The 18492-nt window shown below is 62.7% G+C and carries 16 protein-coding genes; 4 read left to right on the forward strand and 12 right to left on the reverse strand.

Annotated elements, in window-relative coordinates:
• Window positions 1-56: 56 nt before the first annotated feature.
• From cheT to GR212_RS01705, 10 genes are all read right to left on the reverse strand, one after another.
• Window positions 57-446, reverse strand: coding sequence for a chemotaxis protein CheT (cheT, locus tag GR212_RS01660; protein ID WP_163984716.1), 390 nt, complete (start codon window positions 444-446; stop codon window positions 57-59).
• 16 nt (window positions 447-462) lie between these two features.
• A complete protein-coding gene (gene cheD, locus GR212_RS01665; RefSeq protein WP_163984717.1) occupies window positions 463-1017 on the reverse strand; it encodes a chemoreceptor glutamine deamidase CheD in 555 nt (184 codons plus the stop codon).
• Entirely contained in the window at window positions 1014-1403 is a 390-nt protein-coding gene (locus GR212_RS01670) for a response regulator (protein ID WP_004128537.1), read from the reverse strand. The genes cheD and GR212_RS01670 overlap by 4 nt, the downstream gene beginning before the upstream one ends.
• Window positions 1403-2446, reverse strand: coding sequence for a protein-glutamate O-methylesterase CheB (cheB, locus tag GR212_RS01675; RefSeq protein ID WP_163984718.1), 1044 nt, complete (start codon window positions 2444-2446; stop codon window positions 1403-1405). Before cheB ends, GR212_RS01670 begins: the two co-directional genes overlap by 1 nt.
• Window positions 2443-3351: a protein-glutamate O-methyltransferase gene (locus GR212_RS01680; protein WP_163984719.1), complete on the reverse strand. Its 909-nt coding sequence runs from the start codon at window positions 3349-3351 to the stop codon at window positions 2443-2445. Before GR212_RS01680 ends, cheB begins: the two co-directional genes overlap by 4 nt.
• Window positions 3348-3815 carry a chemotaxis protein CheW gene (locus GR212_RS01685; RefSeq protein WP_163984720.1) on the reverse strand — a complete coding sequence of 156 codons (468 nt, stop codon included), beginning with the start codon at window positions 3813-3815 and terminating at the stop codon, window positions 3348-3350. Before GR212_RS01685 ends, GR212_RS01680 begins: the two co-directional genes overlap by 4 nt.
• A gap of 4 nt (window positions 3816-3819) precedes the next feature.
• Entirely contained in the window at window positions 3820-6096 is a 2277-nt protein-coding gene (locus GR212_RS01690; RefSeq protein ID WP_163984721.1) for a chemotaxis protein CheA, read from the reverse strand.
• Window positions 6097-6112: 16 nt separating this feature from the next.
• On the reverse strand, window positions 6113-6478 hold the full coding sequence (gene cheY1, locus GR212_RS01695; RefSeq protein WP_004128526.1) for a chemotaxis response regulator CheY1: 366 nt from the start codon (window positions 6476-6478) through the stop codon (window positions 6113-6115).
• Window positions 6475-6771, reverse strand: a complete 297-nt coding sequence (locus GR212_RS01700; RefSeq protein ID WP_163984722.1) for an STAS domain-containing protein — start codon at window positions 6769-6771, stop codon at window positions 6475-6477. The genes cheY1 and GR212_RS01700 overlap by 4 nt, the downstream gene beginning before the upstream one ends.
• Window positions 6772-6833: 62 nt before the next feature.
• Complete coding sequence (locus tag GR212_RS01705; RefSeq protein ID WP_163984723.1) at window positions 6834-8480, reverse strand: globin-coupled sensor protein; 1647 nt, start codon at window positions 8478-8480, stop codon at window positions 6834-6836.
• 721 nt (window positions 8481-9201) lie between these two features.
• Here GR212_RS01705 and GR212_RS01710 point away from each other — a divergent pair.
• From GR212_RS01710 to secD, 3 genes are all read left to right on the forward strand, one after another.
• On the forward strand, window positions 9202-10728 hold the full coding sequence (locus GR212_RS01710) for an ArnT family glycosyltransferase (RefSeq protein ID WP_163984724.1): 1527 nt from the start codon (window positions 9202-9204) through the stop codon (window positions 10726-10728).
• Window positions 10729-10868: 140 nt separating this feature from the next.
• Window positions 10869-11291: a hypothetical protein gene (locus GR212_RS01715; protein ID WP_163984725.1), complete on the forward strand. Its 423-nt coding sequence runs from the start codon at window positions 10869-10871 to the stop codon at window positions 11289-11291.
• 93 nt (window positions 11292-11384) lie between these two features.
• Entirely contained in the window at window positions 11385-13943 is a 2559-nt protein-coding gene (secD, locus tag GR212_RS01720; protein WP_163984726.1) for a protein translocase subunit SecD, read from the forward strand.
• Between the two features lie 160 nt (window positions 13944-14103).
• On the opposite strand, the gene GR212_RS01725 is transcribed toward secD, so the two are convergent.
• Entirely contained in the window at window positions 14104-14979 is an 876-nt protein-coding gene (locus GR212_RS01725; RefSeq protein WP_163984727.1) for an SMP-30/gluconolactonase/LRE family protein, read from the reverse strand.
• Window positions 14980-15247: 268 nt separating this feature from the next.
• Between GR212_RS01725 and GR212_RS01730 the strand changes: the two genes are divergently transcribed.
• On the forward strand, window positions 15248-17317 hold the full coding sequence (locus tag GR212_RS01730; protein ID WP_163984728.1) for an ATP-dependent helicase: 2070 nt from the start codon (window positions 15248-15250) through the stop codon (window positions 17315-17317).
• Between the two features lie 232 nt (window positions 17318-17549).
• Here the strand turns inward: GR212_RS01730 and mmsB are convergent, their stop codons facing one another.
• A complete protein-coding gene (mmsB, locus tag GR212_RS01735; protein WP_163984729.1) occupies window positions 17550-18431 on the reverse strand; it encodes a 3-hydroxyisobutyrate dehydrogenase in 882 nt (293 codons plus the stop codon).
• Window positions 18432-18492: the final 61 nt, after the last annotated feature.

Below are 18492 nucleotides of genomic sequence, written 5' to 3' on the forward strand. Positions count from 1 at the left end.
CCGGGAGAAACGAAGAATTTTATCTAGGAAAAACAGTATCCGTCGCGGACACCCGATCAGAAGAAATCGAAGTCGCCGGCCGCCTTCGCCATGGGCTGCGAATGCGCATGGAAACTGCCGCCGCCAAGCGCCCTTTGCATCTCCGTCAGCTTGACCAAGCTCAGCGCTGTCGCCAGATCGACGGTCCAGCCTTCCGGCATGGTTCCGGCGATGGTGTCGATGAATTCGGCGATGCCCCGCGTCTTCTGAACCGCGAGATCGATGCCCTGGACGACCTTCATCGCCTCGGGCGAGGCCATCATGTTGGGGCCGTTGATATCAAGCAGCTGCGGCTCAATGCGTTCGATCAGGTAGGCGACGTCATGCAGTTCCGAAACGATGCGCAAGAGGATGGCCGGAAGCGTCTCCTCCATGGAAGCCGTTTCAACGCGCTGGAAGGGGGTCATGCGGTAGCCTCGCTGATCAGAAGAATTCGATCGTGTTGTCGACCGGCTTGGGAGCCACGACCGGACGCTGTTCCAGCGCGACGGTCTTCTGCGTCTCCGCGCCGGTGAGCGGGTATTGCCTGGCCCTTCCGGAGATCGGCCAATATTCGACTTTGCGCCCATGCTCGCCGCCCGTGCTGGAGCCGACGACCGGTATGCCTTCGTCCTTCAGGAACTGCATGGCGAACACCGCATTCTGCTCGCCGACATTGGAGAAGGTTGCAATCGTCTTGGCGCCGCCGAAGACTTTCGCCTCCAGCCGGTCGCGCCTTGCGCCCTTTTTCAAAAGGCCGTTGATCAGAAGTTCCATCAGGTGCACGCCGTAACGCGTCGCATCGCCACCGCTCATCGGCGAGTTCGCCATTCCCGGGAGGAGGAAATGGTTCATCCCGCCGACGCCGGCGATGGGATCACGCAAACAAGCCGCCACGCAGGAGCCGAGAATGGTCGTCAGCACCACTTCGGGATCGCTGATGACCTTGTACTCGCCCTGAATGATATGCACGCGACGGGCCGCACCCTCGACGATCATTTTAATGCTCCGAACACTGCCTCGATGGCAGCTTTCATCTTCTCGATGGTGAAGGGCTTGGCGAGCACGTTGTTGGCGCCGAGCTGCGCCGCCTTCTGGACCAGCGCGCGGTCGCCCTGCGCCGTCAGGATGATGAAGGCGGCCTTCTTCGTCGTCGGATTGGTGCGGACCGCCTGCAGCAGGCCGAGCCCGTCCATCTTCGGCATGTTGAAATCGGAGATGACCAGATGATGGGGCTGCTGCTCCATGATCTTCATCCCCTGCTCGCCGTCGCCGGCAGCCGTGATCTGCTTGAAGCCGAGCTGCGTCAGCGCGTCACTCAACAGAAGGCGGCTGGTGACCTGATCGTCCACGATCAGAACTTTGATTTTCTCCGCTAGAGACATTATTCGCTCCCTTCCTTTCGGGCGGCTGTTATCTTCAGGATTTCCTCGCCAATGGCGTTCAGCGGAAACTGATGTTCGACGGCGCCAAGCTCGTGGGCGACCCTCGGCATTCCGTAGACCACGCAGGTCTTTTCGTTCTGGCCGATGGTGCGCGCACCGGCGTGGCGCATCTTAAGGAGACCGGCGGCGCCGTCGCGCCCCATACCGGTCAGGATCACGCCGACGGCATTGCGGCCTGCCAGTTCGGCAACCGAATCAAAGAGCACGTCGACGGAAGGGCGATGGCCGTTCACCGGCGCGCCGTCTACCAGACGGCAATGCGGCGCGGAGGCATTGGCAACCCGCAGGTGCCGTTCGCCGCCCGGCGCCAGATAGATCTTGCCGATTTCCAGCCGTGCGCCATCGGTCGCCTCCTGGACGACCGGCGCGCAAAGGCGGTTCAGCCGCTCGGCGAAGCTGCGGGTGAAGGTCGGCGGCATATGCTGCGTGATGACGGTCGGCGGGCAGTTGGCCGGAAATTTCTGCAAGACGTTGATCAGTGCCTCGACGCCGCCGGTGGACGAACCGATGGCGACGATCTTGCGGCCGACACGGAAATCGGCAACGGCCGGCGGCGGCACGCGCTCGGCGGCCGGCTTTACATATTGCCGCTGCGAGCGGGCTGCCGCCTTCACCTTCTCGGCCAGGTCGCCGAAAGGATGCGGTTCGCCCGGCGAGGGCTTTCCGACGCAATCGAATGCCCCGATCTCAAGGGCCGCGAGTGTCGCATCGGCGCCGCGATGCGTCATCGTGGATACCATGATGACCGGCATGGGCCTGAGCGTCATGATCTTTTCAAGAAAATCGAGGCCGTTCATGTTCGGCATCTCGATATCGAGGGTGACGACATCGGGGTTGAGCGCCTTGATGGCGGCACGCGCCTCGAGCGCATCGCCGGCCTGACCGACGACGTCGACCTCGGGATCGGCGCGCAACACGGCGGTAATCAGGCCACGCATGGTCGGGGAATCATCGACCACGAGAACACGGGCGGCAGCGCTCATGCTTTCCTCCCCGCGTTCTTGCCGAGATAGCGATAGGTGGTGATGCCGATATTGTCGAAGAGATGCTTCGCGTCGCCTGCAACCCGCTCGGAATGGCCGATATAGAGGTGGCCGCCCTCCTGCAGCTGGCTGGCAAAGCGCGTCCAGATCTTCATCTGCGTCGGCTCGTCGAAATAGATGACGACGTTGCGGCAGAAGATGACGTCGAACACGCCCTTGAAGGGCCATTGCCCCAGCAAGTTCAGCTCGTTGAAGGTGATGAGCCGCTTGACGCGGTCGTCGATCTGGAATTTGCGCCGGCCCTGAACGGTGACGTCCTGGAACCATTGCTTGCGCATGGCGGGAGAAATCGTTTCAAGCGACGTTTCGTCATAGGCGCCCGCCCGAGCAAGCCCCAGGATCTTGGGATCGATATCCGTCGCCAGGATCCTGAAATCGAAGTCTGCGATGTTGGGCATCATCGCCAGCACCGTCAGCGCTATCGAATAGGGCTCTTGCCCGTCGGAGCAGGCAGCCGACCAGATGCGCACCCGGCCGCCGGCCTTGGCGCGTGCCAGCAAGCCCGGCAGAACCTCATCGCGCAGATGGTCGAAATGGTGGTTTTCGCGGAAGAAGCGCGTGAAATTGGTCGTCAGATGCGACAGCATCTCGCGACGCGCAGCGCTCCCCGCCGGCGAAGAAACCAGCAGGCAGTAATCGCGGAAACCGGCGAGGCCCAATGCCCGGATATGCTTCGACAGCCTGGAATAGACGAGCGATGCCTTGCTCTCGTTAAGCGAAATGCCCGCATCCGAATAAATCATGGCGGCGATTTCGGAGAGGTCGCGCCGGGTCAGCGGATACTCGCCGCTGGCCAGCACCTCGTCCGGAGACGCCTTGAAATCCATTGCTCCCATCACACTCATGCGGCCTCGCTTTCACTTTCAGGGAACATGGCTTCCAGTTCGATCAGGCAGATCATGCGGCGATCGATCGCCACGATGCCGCGCGCAAACTGCCGTTCGTGATCGGAGGAGACCTCCGGCGTCGGCTGGATGCTGTCGTCGGTGATCGTCAATATGTCCGAAACCGCATCGACAAGCAGGCCGACCGTCTTGCGCTTGACCTGTGCGACGATAATCACATGCCGCTGCGTCGGCTCCGACCGCTTCATGCCGAGACGGGCGGAGAGATCGACGATCGGCAGCACGGCTCCACGCAGGTTGATGACACCGAGCACATAGGCCGGCGCATGCGGCATGGCCGTTGCCTGCGTCCAGCCGCGAATTTCGCGGACCGACATGATGTTGACGCAGAACTCCTGATCACCGATCCGGAAGGCAATGAGCTCACGGACGCCCTGGGTCAGGTTCTTGACGGCATAGGACATAAACTCACCCCACCGCTGCGTAAGATATTTCAGCCTTCATCGACTGGCCGCGCGAAGCGCCGACCACCGCGTCGACATCCAGGATCAAAGCGACGCGACCATCGCCGAGAATGGTTGCCGCCGCGATGCCGGGCACATGCGTATAGTTTGCCTCGAGGCTCTTGATGACGACCTGACGCTGGCCCTGGATGGCATCGACCATGAGCGCGCGCTGACCGCCGCCCTCGGATTCCACCAGCAGCGCGACGCCTTCGACCGGATTGGCCTGCGTGGCGCGGAAATTCAGGATGCGGCCGACATCGACCAGCGGGCAGAAGCTGTTGCGGATCGAGATCAGGCGATGGTTCGCACCGAAGGAATGGATGGCGGACGCCTCCGGCTGCAGCGTTTCGACGATCGCCGTCAGCGGCACGACCAGGGTCTGGCCGGCAACCGTCACCACCATGCCGTCGAGGACGGCGAGCGTCAGCGGCAGGCTCATCGTGAAGACGGAGCCCTGCCCCGGCTTGGAGGTGATGTTGATGCGGCCGCCGAGCGCCTGGATGGAGCGCTTGACCACGTCCATGCCGACGCCGCGGCCGGAAATGTCGGAAATCTTGTCGGCGGTCGAGAAGCCCGGCAGGAAGATCAGGTTGTCGATTTCCTCATCCGAAAGGTTGGCGTCCGCGGCGATCAGATCGTTGTCGATGGCCTTCTGGCGCACCCTCTCCCGGTTGATGCCGGCGCCATCGTCGGCAAGCTCGATCAGGATGCGGCCCGAACGGTGCTTTGCCGTCAGGCGAACGGTGCCTTCCGGGTTTTTGCCGAGCGTCGTGCGCTTTTCCGGGCTTTCGATGCCGTGGTCGACGGCATTGCGGATCATGTGCGTCAGCGGTTCGGCGAGCTTGTCGATAACGGTCTTGTCGACCTCGGTGTTCTCGCCCTCGGTGATCAGGCGGATCGACTTGCCGGTCATGTCGGCGATTTCGCGGACGATGCGCGACATGCGCTGGAAGACAGGCTTCACCGGCTGGGCGCGGATCGCCATGACGCTGTCCTGAATCTCGCGGGTGAGCTGCTGCAGCTCCTCGAGACCCATGTTGATCGACGATGTGCCGTTGTTGTCGTTCTCGATGACGCTCTGGGAGAGCATCGCCTGGTTGATGACGAGCTCACCCACGAGGTTGATCAGGCGATCGACGCGGTCGAGGTCGACGCGGATGGTCTGACCGACGCCGGCGGCGGCATTGTTCTGCGCGACGGCCGCGTTGGAAGCGGCGGCGGCTGCCATGGCAGCCTCCTTCTTCTCGACGCGGGCGGCGGCGGCGGCAAGCTGAGTGACGTTGCTGGCGGTTTCCGCAGCCGCGATGGCAGCGGCGGCATCGTTCTTCGGCGCAGGCACCTCCTCGATGATTTCCGCAGCCGGGACGGCGCCGTCGTCGAGAATCGAAAGATCGAAGGGTACGGGCACCATCGGCAATTCTTCGCGACCCGTACCGGCCTCGCTTTCAGTCTGCCTGATATCGAGGTCGCAATCCCATTCGGCAAATTCGAAGACGGTGCGAATGGCGTCTTCGCCCTTATCCGTCTTGATCGAGATCGCCCATTTGAAGTAGGCACCTTCCGGATCGAGGTCGGGTAGACCCGGCAAGGCATCCATGTCGCAGAAGATGCTCATTTCGCCATGCCGCGCGAGATCGCGCAGCAGCAGCGTCGCATCGTTGCCCTTGGCATAGAGATCGGAGCGCGGCTTGAAGCTGACTTCATATTCCGGCATGCCGTCGCCGGCCGGCTCATCGCCACCGAAATCGTCGTCGAAGCTGAAGGGGATCGGCTGGAAGCCGCTGTCGTCCGTCGGTGCCGGCGCTGCGGGCTTGGGAGCAGCCTCAACGGCAACGGCGGCCGACGGCGCGGGCAGATCGCCATTTGCCAGCGCTTCCAGTTCCTTGACCAGGCCGCGGCTGCGCGCCTGATCGACGCTGCCGCCGTCACGCGCGGCATTGGTCAGGTCGGCCAGAACGTCGGCGGCCTTGAGCATGACCTTCAGGACATCCTGGGTCGGCTCCAGCTTGTTGGATCGAACGCAATCAAGCGTGGTCTCGAAGACGTGCGCGAATGCGACCAGGTCGTCCAGACCGAAGGCACCAGCCCCACCCTTGATGGAATGAACGGCGCGGAATACGGCATTGACGGTTTCCGGATCACGGTCGCCATCATTCATTTTCAGGAGACCGGATTCCAGTTCGGCGAGCTGCTCTTCGCACTCCTGGAAGAAAATCTCTTTGATTTCGTTCATATCCATGAGGGGTGGATCCTGTTTAGGCGGTTACGCGCTCGATGGCATCGATAAGCTTGGCGGGATCGAACGGCTTGACGATCCAGCCGGTCGCACCGGCCTGGCGGGCGCGGTTCTTTTTTTCCGCATCGCTTTCGGTCGTCAGCACGAGGATCGGCACCGCACGATACCGATCGTTGCGGCGAACGCCCTCGATGAAACCGAAGCCGTCAAGACGCGGCATGTTGATATCCGTGACGATGACGTCGGGATTGGCTTCTTCCAGAATTTCCAGGCCCTCGACGCCGTCTTCGGCCTGGATGGTCTCGAAACCCGCATTGTTGAGGGTGACGAGAAGCATGTTTCGAATGGTCCGTGAATCATCCACGGTCAGCACTTTTTTCTTCATTGACGGATCTCCTTGGCAAGCAGATGGGAGATATCCACCCCGATCACCTGCATCGTTTTTTGAAATGCATCCGACACCTTGGAAAAGGTGAAGGACAGCTTGTCCTCATCCCAGGTCTTGGCGGCGGCCATGATGACCTGCACGCACAAGGTCCCGATCCTTTCGACACCGGACGCATCGATCGCGACATTGCTGCCGCGCAGCCCTATCAACGTTCCGCGAAGGGCCGAGGCCTCGTTGAGGTCCAGCACCGCGGCCAGACTGATTGTCTTTTCGCCTTTCTTGCTCGCCATCGCTTCATTCCTTGTTGGCTGAAATCGGGCCGACCGGCCCGCATGTACTTGAAACTGAAAGATCAATAGGCATTTCGCTCGCCTCCCGTCGCGGTCCGGCGAAGCGGAAAGCCGAAATCGGCCATCTCGTCCTCGTCCCGCGCGATGCTGAACTCGTCGCGTGCAGGCAGCTGGCGCTGCTGTGCGGCTTTGGCCGGCGCAGGGGGCGCCCCATGGCGGCGCTCGCGCTCGATGCGAAACTCGCGGATGGTCCGGCCGAGCTCGACGACGACGGTATGGAGATGATCGGCGCCTTCCTGCGAGCGGCTCGCCTGGCTCTCGTCGGCCGCCGCGCGCGCGCTGTAGCCGCCGATATCGGTCGTGAGCGCGTTGAGGCCCGCAACCTGTTCATCGCTGGCGGCGGCGATCCCGGAGATGGCTTCGTTGATATCGGTCACCTGACGAACGATGCTGCCGATCGCATCCTGTGTACGGCCGACCATCTGAACGCCGGCATCCACCTGCGCCTTGGTCCCCGTCACCAGAACCTTGATCTCGCGCGCGGCGTCGGCGGAACGCTGCGCAAGCGCCCGGACTTCCTGCGCGACGACGGCAAAGCCACGACCGCTGTCGCCGGCGCGGGCCGCCTCGATGCCTGCGTTGAGGGCAAGAAGATTGGTCTGGAATGCAATCTCGTCGATGACACCGATGATCTGGCCGATCTTTTCGGCCGAGCTCTCGATATCTGCCATGGCCGATATCGCCTGCCCGACGATGCGGCCGCTGTCTTCCGCCGCCACGCGGGTCGATGCCGTCACGCGCTCGGCCGAGCGCGTATTGGCCGCATTGCCGCGCACCTGCTCGGCAAGCTCGGCAAGGTGTCGCGCGGAGACCGCCAGCGCCCGCGATTGTTCGGCCGAGTTTTCCGCCAGGGATTTCGACGAGCGGGAAATGGCATCGCTGGTCGCCTCGGCCGCCTGCACGCCGCCGGACAGAGCGGAAAATTGCTGCCGGATATCCGCAAGCGCCGTATTCAAGGCTTCCGCGACCTCGGCATAGGCTTCGGGACAATCGGTCGGCATCCGGATCGTAAGATCGCGATCGCCAAGACCGGTGGCAAGTTCGGCGATGATCGCCGCCGCCTCGGCGCGGTCAGCAGCTCTCTGCTCGCTCAACGCGCGCTGGTGGCTGACCCGCAATTCGTTGAAGCGCAGCGATACCGCAATCTCGACATCGACCATGACCAGCCGCACGACGGCCGTGACGAGCTCGCTCAGCTCACGGGCGCGGCGTTTGCTGCCCGGCAGGATCGCACGACCGCCCATGTCGTCGAGGAGGCCGGAAAGAAGATGCTCCAGCATCACCCCATGGCCGGCCACATGCCAGCGCGGGTCCAGACCCATCTTGCTTTCGCTGTCGGAAAGAACCTTGACGCGCTCCGCATAGAGGCTGTCGAACCGGGCATCCGTCAGCACATCCCAGTGCGAGGACTGCAGATCCTGGAGCCGTTCGAGCTGGCTTTCGCTGGTAAAATGGCGTGCAGCGTCCGGAAGGGTCTGGAAGCGGTGAAAAAGATCGCGCAGGCCGGCTTTCAGATGCGCCTCGAGCATCGGCCGGTTGCGGCGCAGAATGTCGCATTGCCCGGCGTCGAGACCAGCAAAACGCAAGCGGTCACGAAGGCTGCCTGCCTGCGCCCTGCCTGCCTGATCTGACGGCGTATCCTGCGCCAAAGTCGTCCCCGCCGAACTGCCGCGCGCCCAAGCGCCGGCGAAACCGCTGATAATCCGCACCAAGCGCAATGAAGAAGCGATAAAAGGCACGCATCGCCGCCGATCGACTGATCGAGGCGTTGAAGCTCGCTCGTTCATCAAAGTCTGTTGCGGACCTGTTTGATGAAATGGATACCGGATCTGACCCGGTACGACGGGGCGGCTTCATGCCTGGTGAGAACGAGTCACAATTTTCCCATTCCGACGTTCAAGCTCAATATTTATGGTTAATTCCTTGCCCGAAGGTTAATGACCGACGACGGCAGGATTCAATCAGTACAATTCTAAATTAGCCATGCGTTATTTACTCATTCCCTTGGCCGGCAAGCGCACGGATCGCAAGTCACGAGCAAGCTTCATGCCTTACTGAACAGGGGATAGACAGCTTCGATGTCGATACGGAGAGAGCAATGATTGTTCTTGGTTTGACCGCCACGCTGATGGCCAGCCTGACGCTCGCGGCCTTCATGCTTTTATGCCGCCTCGAAGAGACGCGCGGCAAGGCCGCTTCCCGCGTCCTCTAGGCGGCTTTCAGAAACATCTCGGATTTCAAAAACGGATCCCTGGTCCTCCGCGACCAGGCCGGCACTCTCCAGGCGGCTTTACAGACGGCCGGGAGCTAGCTTTGGCCGCAATAGTTCCGTATTAAGCCTCACGACCCGGCACCGAGATCCATTCCTTAATGCTCGACACGACCCAATCCCGAACAAATGCCCAGAAACTTTCGCTGGGGTTGGCCCTTGCGATCATCTTCGGAGTGACGCTCTGGCGCGTTCTCATGCTGCTGTTCAACAGCACCGACCTGTTCGTCGACGAGGCGCAATATTGGTTCTGGGGTCAGAATCTGGACTTCGGCTATTATTCCAAGCCGCCGATGATCGCGTGGGTCATCCGCTTCTTCAATGTGATCTCCGGATCGGACTCGACATTCTGGATCCGCGTATCGGCGCCGCTTTTCCACCTTGCCACCGCCCTGATGCTGATGTGCACCACACGGCGGCTGATCGACGATGAGACCGGGCGCGAGATCGCGCCCTGGGTCGGCGTCATCTTCATCACCCTTCCGGCTGCCTCGCTCTCCGCCGTCCTTGTGTCGACCGACACCATCCAGATCCTGTTCGTGACGATCGCGATCTGGGCCTTTATCGGCCTCAGCAGGCGCTCCTCGGCTCTTGAGGCGGCGATCCTTGGCGCGAGCCTCGGCATCGCCTTCCTGACGAAATATTCCGTCCTGTTTCTCCTGCCCGGAGTCGGGATCGCCATGCTGACGCTGCGCTCGGCGCGCATCGCCTGGCGGGACGTCGCAATCGCGGCGATCGTCGGCGCCGTCGTCGTTTCGCCCAATCTCTGGTGGAACGTCACCCATCAAGCCGCGACCGTGAGACACACGCAGACCATCGCCCACTGGGGTTCGGGCGGCGGCAATGGCGGGGTGCTGAAGCAGCTGCTCAGCGGGCTCGGCTTCGTCGGCGCGCAGTTTGGCGTGGTCGGGCCGGTCGTCTTCTATGCCATGCTGTGGGCGACATGGCGGCTGATCCGCGGCCAGAGCGACGACCGGGAGAAGCTGCTGTTCTGGCTATCCATGCCGGTGGTCATCCTCATCGCGTTGCAGGCCTTCTTTGCCAAGGCCTATGCCAACTGGGCCGTTTCCGCCTATGCCGCAGGCACCATTCTCGCCGTCTGGCTGCTCTATCGCCTGACGAAGAAGGGGCTGACCACCTCGCTGATCATCGGCGCCGTCGTCGCCTTTATCATTCCGGTGCTGACGGTCTTCGCCCTGGACATCAAGCTGCCGAACGGCGATCTCGTCATGAAGCGTTATGTTGGCCGCAGCATGATAAGCCGGGAAATCGCCGACATCGCCACGACGGCAAAAATGACCGACATCGTTGCTCAGGACCGCGATATCCTCGCCGATCTCTACTACACGCTGAAAGGCGAGCCCTTCCGCATCCATGCCCGCAACTTCGGCGGTTTCCCGAAGAGCTATTACGAGCAGAACTTCTCCCTGCCGGCCGACGTGACCGGCTCCGTCCTGTTCGTCGATAATGCTCCGCTCGATTGTCCCGGCGGCCAGGCCGAGCTTATCAAAAGCTGGTCGCCGCCCTATGGGGACATGAAGGGCGAGACGCTCTATGCCTATCGCGTTCCGGCATCCTGCCTGGCGCCCAGGCCGTCATCCGCCGAAACGGGGACCACGGAAAATTAAGAAATCGCGCCGGAACGGTTGACCGGTTCGCACAAGTGCATCATGACAGGCCGCACTATGAAGGCGCGAGGCGCCCTGATATCATGAACGAACCGCCGGAGTCCGCGCCGGCAAAGGAACAAAGAAGGCATTTCTGACCGTTGAGCCCGCTCGAATTCGGCGTCGCCGCCGACAGCGAAGATAGAGACGACAGGACGAACCGTGCCGGCGCGCGCGTGATCGCCTCGCTGTTCGTCGCGTTTTTCGCCTATATCGGGCTGGCGCTGGGCGGTGGCATCAATCTCGCCACCCGCGCCGATGCGGACGCCCTTTCCTCGGGCAAAGAAACCCAGCCGCTCTATCTTTCCTTGCGGGATCCGGTTCGCGGCATCGTCGTCGCCGATCGGCTGGCGACGCCGAAGGCCACATGGCACGATATAGGGCCTGCAACGCTTGCCGCCCTTCCCTCCCTCGGATATCCGGCCACGCCCTGGCAGCCGAGCCATCCAGGCAATGTCTCGCGGCTCGAATCCCTGACATTCCGCGCCTATTTCGCCCGCGCCCCTCCGAGCGACATCGCCTGAGCGGTCGGCGCGAACGCGCTGCATCTCCGACATGATCTCAAGTCCGCCAGCGGCCAGACCGCCGGCATAAGCGTATTTTCAAGGATAATACCCATGCGTACCTCACCATGGCTCGTGGCACTTTATACGGTGATCATTGTGATCGGCCTTTTTGTCGCCCTGCCGAACGTGCTGCCGCAGTCAGTTCTCGGCAAAATTCCGTCCTGGCTGCCGCATAGCCAAGTTTCCCTCGGCCTCGACCTTCGTGGCGGTTCCTATCTCGTGCTTGAAGTCGACGAGAAGGACCTGACCAACGGCCGGCTGCAATCGCTGCAGCAGGATTCGCGCCGCGTGCTGCGCGACAAGAACATCCAGACCCGCTCGATCGTCCGCAACGGCAACCAGGTCGTCGTGACGCTCACCGATCCCGCGCAGAGCGGCGACGCGGTGACGCAGCTGCAGACGCTCGCCAACACGGTCACGTCCGGCCTCTCGGCCGGTCAGTCCGACCTGGCGATCACACCGAATGGCGCGACGATCGCCATGTCCTTCTCGCAGGCGGGTATTGCGGCCAACGTCGATTCCGCCGTTCAGCAGAGCCTTGAAGTCATCCGCAAGCGCGTCGACCAGGTGGGCGTCGCAGAGCCGACCATCCAGCGCGTCGGACCGAACCGCGTTCTCGTGCAGCTTCCGGGCGCACAGGATCCGTCGCACCTGCGCGAGCTTCTCGGCTCGACCGCGAAGATGTCCTTCCATCTTCTGGCCGACAATGCCGACCCGAACAACCCAGGCCCCGGCGTCACCATCCTCAAGGACGAGCAGGGCAACAGCTATCCGGTTCTCGACCGTATCGAACTGTCGGGCGACCGCCTGACCGACGCCCGCGTCAGCTTCGATCCGAACACGCATGAGCCGCTCGTCACCTTCCGTTTCGACAGCGCCGGCGCCAACCGCTTTGCGGAAATCACCCGCGAAAATGTCGGCAAGCCCTTCGCCATCGTGCTCGACGACAAGGTGCTGAGCGCACCGAATATCCGCGAGCCGATCACCGGCGGTTCGGGCCAGATTTCCGGCAACTTCACCGCCGACAGCGCCACGACGCTTGCAGCCCTGCTGCGCGCCGGCGCGCTGCCTGCCAAGCTGACCGTCATCGAAGAGCGCACCGTCGGCGCCGACCTCGGCAGCGACGCGATCCAGAAGGGCATCTATAGCGGCCTGCTCGGCTTCGTGCTGGTTGCCGCCTTCATCTTCGTGCTCTACGGCGCCTGGGGCATTCTCGCGAATGTTGCGCTGCTCATCCACACGATCCTGACCTTCTCGGCCCTGACGCTGGTCGGCGCCACGCTGACGCTGCCCGGTATCGCCGGTGTCGTCCTCGGTATCGGCCTTGCGGTCGATGCCAACGTTCTCATCAACGAGCGCATCCGCGAAGAAACCCGCAAGGGCCGCGGCGCCTTCGCCGCCATCGATAACGGCTTCAAGAAGGCTTATTCGACGATCATCGACGGCAACATGACGGCCCTGATCGCGGCCGCCATCCTGTTCTACTTCGGCTCCGGCCCGGTTCGCGGCTTTGCCGTGACCATGGGTCTCGGCCTCATCATCTCGATGTTCACCTCCGTCGCCTTCGTGCGCGTAGTGATGATCGCCATCACCCGTCGCAGCAAGCTGAAGGTGATCAACATCAGGCCGCTGATCCCCTTCAGCCCCTATGACAAGCACATCCAGTTCATGAAGGCCCGCTTCTTTGGCGTCACCGTCTCGGCGATCCTGTCGATCGCCTCGGTGGTCCTGTTCATCCATCCGGGCCTCAACTACGGCGTCGATTTCCGCGGCGGCATCCAGATGTCGGTCAAGACCAAGGACGCAGCCGATCTGGCGACGTTCCGCGAGGGCCTGAACACGCTCGGCCTCGGCGAAATCGCACTGCAGTCCTTCGGCGACAACAACAGCATCCTTGTCCGCGCCCAGCGCCAGGACGGCGGCGAAGAGGCGCAGACGGCCGCTGTGACCAAGCTCAAGGCGGAAATCGTCAAAATCGACCCGACCGCGACCATCGAAGGCACCGACGTCATCGGTCCGAAGGTTTCGGGCGAGCTTGCCTGGGCCGGCATCCTGTCGGTCGTGATCGCCAGCCTGGCCATGCTGTTCTACATCTGGTTCCGTTTCGAATGGCCGTTCGCGGTCGGCGCCATCGTGACGCTGGTCCTCGACGTCACCAAGGCGATCGGCTTCTTCGCGATCACCGGCCTCGATTTCAACCTGACGGCCATCGCCGCGATCCTGACGCTTGTGGGATATTCGGTGAACGACAAGGTCGTGGTCTACGACCGCATGCGTGAAAACATGCGGCTCTACAAGTCGATGCCGCTGCGCGACATCATCGACAAGTCGATCAACGAGACCCTGGCGCGAAGCCTCTATACCAACGCCACGGCCTTCCTGGCGCTGCTGCCGATGGCGATCTGGGGCGGCAGCGCCGTCTCCAGCTTCGCGATCCCGATGGTGTTCGGCATCCTTGTCGCCGGCGCCTCGTCGATCTTCATCGCAGCGCCGATCCTGCTCTTCCTCGGCGACTGGCGCCGCCGTCATGCCAAGCCGGTTGCCAACGATAGCAAGCAGGCGGACGGCACGTCCGGCAAGGACAACAAGCAGATCCCCGCAGCCGAATAAGCGGCAGATATTTGAAAAGGACGCGCCCGGAGACCGGGCGCGTCCGCCAGGCCGAGCTGGCGTGTGTCGCGTGAAAATGTGCAGCGGTTTTGCGGCGACGACATGCGAAATAGCGGAAAACCAAAGCGCAAGAAGCGAATCGGAAAGATCGCGCGGCGCTTTAGGAAATGGTCGGCATATGCAGCGGCAGCCCGGGACGTGGCGCCGTTATCTTCTCCACCACACCCTTTTCCTGCTCGCTGACGAGCAAGTGCTTGCCATCGACGGTAAAGGCAATATTGCCCGGCCGCGTGCCGTCCGTGCGGATGTGGCCCGTCATCCTGCCCTCGCTATCGATCAGACAGATCTCGCCCAGCCCATACATGGCGCAGTACAGCATGCCGCTGCGATCGAAGGCGAGGCCGGCCGGCCCGCGCAGCATGTTCACGGCGGGCGACGTCATCGACTGCGCGAACATCTCCTGGCGGCCGCCGACGATCTGACGATAGATTTTCCCGGTCAATGTCTCGCTGTAGTAGAGCAGCCCGTCCGGCCCGAAGGCGATGCCGCCGGCAAGAAGCAGGCCGGCGGCCAGCACGCGAATGACCCGGCCTTCTGCCGGATCGATCTGATAGACGCAGCCATTGTAAGCGGCCTTGAAGAAATCGGGATGGATGTGACCGCCTTCGAGGAGATCGGCAAGGCGGATGCCGGAATCGGTCATGTAGAGCAGGCCGTCAGGCCCGAAGGCCAGGGCATTCGGATGGAGAAACGGACCGTCCGCGCCTCCTTCTATCACCTGGAGAACCCGCCCTTGCGGCGAAAGCCTCACAAGAGAATCCTCCGGGCCATCCGCCACCCAGAAGCAGCCATCGCCGTCGATCGCTATACCGGTCGGACTGCCGCCGATCCGGCACACTTCTTTGTTGGCGCCGCTCGTGTCGAAAAGCTTCAGGGAGCGGCGGCTAGCATCCATTTCGACAAGCGCGAGGCGCCCGCCGGAGAGAGCCACCAGTCCGCTAGGCAGACGCAGGCCAGTGGCGATCGTGTCGTTCATTTTCTGAAACCTTCACTCTACGCACTGCGACACTCCAAAAACTCAAAATGCCACGCCATAGCCATACATAAGCACGAAGAAAGTTCTTTTCGAGCGGTATTCAGGCAAATCCCAAGAAGTTTCTTGCGCCGAAGCTCACATCTGCGTGCAATTCCACCGATCTTGACAGGCTTTGGCGATTCGGAACATCCATAGAACGCGCGATAGTTTTCGCGCTTGCGATTCGTTGCCTGTCGCGCCCCGAATTCCCGTCCGGTCAGGAGAATTGATGACTGCCGCCTATCTGGAAAAGCTGAACCCGGAGCAGCGGCTGGCGGTAGAGCACGGCACGACCGCGGGCGATGGTCATGTCGCCGGGCCGCTGCTCGTCATCGCCGGAGCGGGCTCGGGCAAGACGAATACGCTTGCCCATCGCGTGGCGCACCTGATCGTCAAGGGTGCCGATCCGCGCCGCATCCTGCTGATGACATTCTCGCGGCGCGCTGCCGCCGAAATGGGCCGCCGCGTGGAACGGATCTGCCGTGAGGTGCTGGGTGCGAATGCCGGCATCACCGCCGATGCGCTGGCCTGGAGCGGCACGTTTCACGGCATCGGCGCGCGCCTGCTGCGGGACTATGCCGAACAGATCGGCATCGATCCGGCCTTCACGATCCACGACCGGGAAGACAGCGCCGATCTGATGAACCTTGCGCGCCACGATCTCGGCTTTTCGAAGACGGAGAACCGCTTCCCAACCAAGGCGACATGCCTTGCCATCTATTCCCGCTCCGTCAACGCGGAAGCGCCGCTCGACGGCGTGCTGCGCGACTTCTTCCCCTGGTGCGCCATGTGGGAGCAGCAGTTGCGCGATCTCTTCGCCTGTTATGTCGAGGCGAAGCAGGCGCAGAACGTGCTCGATTATGATGACCTGCTGCTCTACTGGGCGCATATGCTGCAGGAGCCGCTGATCGCCGAGGATATCGGCAGCCGCTTCGACCATGTCCTGGTCGATGAATATCAGGACACCAACCGGCTGCAATCATCTATACTGCTGGCGCTGAAGCCGGATGGCCGGGGATTGACCGTCGTCGGCGACGATGCGCAGTCGATCTACTCCTTCCGTGCCGCCACCGTGCGCAACATTCTCGATTTTCCCAAGGCTTTTACGCCGTCGGCCGATATCGTCACGCTCGATCGCAACTATCGCTCGACGCAACCGATCCTCGCCGCCGCCAATGCCGTGATCGATCTCGCCTCGGAGCGCTTCACCAAGAACCTGCGCACGGAGCGGCAAAGCGCGGAGCGGCCGCGGCTGGTGACGGTGCGCGACGAGGCCGATCAGGCGCGCTATATCGCCGACCAGCTGCTGGAGAACCGCGAGGGCGGAACAAGGCTCAAGCAGCAGGCCGTGCTGTTCCGCACCTCGAGCCATAGCGGCCCGCTGGAAGTGGAGCTCACACGGCGCAACATTCCCTTCGTGAAATTCGGCGGGTTGAAGTTTCTCGACAGCGCTCATGTCAAGGACATGCTGGCGGCGCTGCGTTTCGCCCAGAACCCGCGCGACCGCGTGGCGGGCTTTCGCCTGATGCAGCTTCTGCCGGGCGTCGGCCCCTCCACGGCGCAACGCGTCCTCGACCAGATCGGCGAAGAGGCAAGCCCCATCGCGGCCCTCGCGGAGCTTCCGCCACCTCCCCGCACCGGAAACGACTGGACCACTTTCGTGGAGACGATGCAGGAGGTCAAAAGCGGCAAGGCCGGCTGGCCGGCGGAAATCGGCCTGGTTCGCCAATGGTACGAGCCGCATCTGGAGCGGGCTCATGAGGACGCTGCGACACGCCAGGCCGATCTCGTCCAGCTCGAACAGATTGCCGCAGGCTACGGCTCGCGCGAGCGCTTCCTCACCGAACTGACGCTCGATCCGCCCGACGCGACCAGCGACCAGGCCGGCGTGCCTTTGCTCGACGAGGACTATCTGATTCTTTCGACCATCCATTCCGCCAAGGGGCAGGAATGGACGAAGGTCTTCATTCTCAACGCCGTCGACGGCTGCATTCCCGCCGATCTTGCCGTCGGATCATCCGCCGAGATCGAAGAGGAGCGGCGACTGCTTTATGTCGCCATGACCCGGGCGAAGGACAATCTCGACCTCGTCACTCCGCAACGATTCTTCATTCACGGCCAGCATGCACAGGGCGACAAGCATGTCTTCGCCTCACGCACGCGCTTCATCCCGGCGACATTGCTGCAGTTCTTCGAGGTCTGCGGCTGGCCGCAGGCCCGGGCCGAGAGCGCCGCCGCCGTCCGGGCGCGAGAGGTGCGTGTCGATGTCGGCGCGCGCATGCGCGGCATGTGGCGGTAAGTTGTGGCTGCGGAGATCGGCGGGTCGGGCGTGTTCGCGGATGCTGCGCATTCGTACATGGCCCCTCACCCTAACCCTCTCCCCGTGAACGGGGAGAGGGAAACAACCTCACAAAGTAGTACGCCTCTCAGCAAACAGCAGCGGCTTGGGGCACGACTCCCCCTCTCCCCGCCTGCGGGGAGAGGGTCGGGGTGAGGGGCAGCCTTGCGCCCACCCAACGATCCACCCAACCTCACTTCGCCTCGCGAAACATCTCGATAATAGCCGAAAAATCGCGGCCGCCATTGCCCAGCTTTTCGAAGAGCGCGTAGAGCTGCGCCGCTTCGGCACCCAGAGGCGTCGACGCGCCGCTGGAGAGAGCGGCCTCCTGCGACAGGCGCAGGTCCTTGAGCATCAAGGCGGCCGAAAAGCCGGGCTTATAGTCGTTATTGGCGGGCGAGGTCGGCACGGGGCCGGGCACGGGGCAATAGGTATTGATCGACCAGCACTGGCCGGACGAGGTCGAGGCGACGTCGAACAGGGCCTGATGCGAAAGGCCGAGCTTTTCGCCGAGCACGAAGGCCTCGCAGACGCCGATCATGGAAATGCCGAGGATCATGTTGTTGCAGATTTTCGCCGCCTGCCCTGCTCCGGCATCGCCGCAATGGACGATCTTCTTGCCCATCACGTCAAGCAGCGGCCTGGCGGCGGCAAAGCTCTCGGCCGAACCGCCGGCCATGAAGGTCAGCGTTCCCGCCGCAGCCCCGCCGGTGCCGCCGGAAACAGGCGCATCGAGCGAGAGGCAGCCGGCATCGCCTGCCATCGCATGCGCCTTGCGGGCGCTGTCGACATCGATGGTGGAGCTGTCGATCAGCAGGGTTCCCTTGGGCACGGAGCGCAGCAGGTCGGTCCAGACGGTGAGGACATGCTGGCCCTTCGGCAGCATGGTCACCACCACTTCGGCGTCGGCCAGCGCCTCGGTCAAGACGCTCGCGGGCTTGACGCCCGACGCCTCGGCCGCCTTCAGCACGTCATGCGAGAGGTCGTAACCAGTAACGGCATGGCCGGCCTTGACGAGATTGGCGGCCATCGGGCCTCCCATATTGCCGAGGCCGATGAATGCGATCCGTGTCATGATGTTTTCCTCCCATGATCGGTTGAAGCTATGCGACAGAGCGGTTCAGGCGTTCCATGAC

This window comes from Martinezella lusitana (assembly GCF_010668395.1).
GTDB classification, from domain to species: domain Bacteria; phylum Pseudomonadota; class Alphaproteobacteria; order Rhizobiales; family Rhizobiaceae; genus Rhizobium; species Rhizobium lusitanum_A.

Excerpts from the sequence above, each read along its gene's own strand:
- cheT (WP_163984716.1), bottom strand. The coding sequence starts at position 446 with ATGACCCCCTTCCAGCGCGTTGAAACGGCTTCCATGGAGGAGACGCTT.
- cheD (WP_163984717.1), bottom strand. The coding sequence starts at position 1,017 with ATGATCGTCGAGGGTGCGGCCCGTCGCGTGCATATCATTCAGGGCGAG.
- GR212_RS01670 (WP_004128537.1), bottom strand. The coding sequence starts at position 1,403 with ATGTCTCTAGCGGAGAAAATCAAAGTTCTGATCGTGGACGATCAGGTC.
- cheB (WP_163984718.1), bottom strand. The coding sequence starts at position 2,446 with ATGAGCGCTGCCGCCCGTGTTCTCGTGGTCGATGATTCCCCGACCATG.
- GR212_RS01680 (WP_163984719.1), bottom strand. The coding sequence starts at position 3,351 with ATGAGTGTGATGGGAGCAATGGATTTCAAGGCGTCTCCGGACGAGGTG.
- GR212_RS01685 (WP_163984720.1), bottom strand. The coding sequence starts at position 3,815 with ATGTCCTATGCCGTCAAGAACCTGACCCAGGGCGTCCGTGAGCTCATT.
- GR212_RS01690 (WP_163984721.1), bottom strand. The coding sequence starts at position 6,096 with ATGGATATGAACGAAATCAAAGAGATTTTCTTCCAGGAGTGCGAAGAG.
- cheY1 (WP_004128526.1), bottom strand. The coding sequence starts at position 6,478 with ATGAAGAAAAAAGTGCTGACCGTGGATGATTCACGGACCATTCGAAAC.
- GR212_RS01700 (WP_163984722.1), bottom strand. The coding sequence starts at position 6,771 with ATGGCGAGCAAGAAAGGCGAAAAGACAATCAGTCTGGCCGCGGTGCTG.
- GR212_RS01710 (WP_163984724.1), top strand. The coding sequence starts at position 9,202 with ATGCTCGACACGACCCAATCCCGAACAAATGCCCAGAAACTTTCGCTG.
- secD (WP_163984726.1), top strand. The coding sequence starts at position 11,385 with ATGCGTACCTCACCATGGCTCGTGGCACTTTATACGGTGATCATTGTG.
- GR212_RS01725 (WP_163984727.1), bottom strand. The coding sequence starts at position 14,979 with ATGAACGACACGATCGCCACTGGCCTGCGTCTGCCTAGCGGACTGGTG.
- GR212_RS01730 (WP_163984728.1), top strand. The coding sequence starts at position 15,248 with ATGACTGCCGCCTATCTGGAAAAGCTGAACCCGGAGCAGCGGCTGGCG.
- mmsB (WP_163984729.1), bottom strand. The coding sequence starts at position 18,431 with ATGACACGGATCGCATTCATCGGCCTCGGCAATATGGGAGGCCCGATG.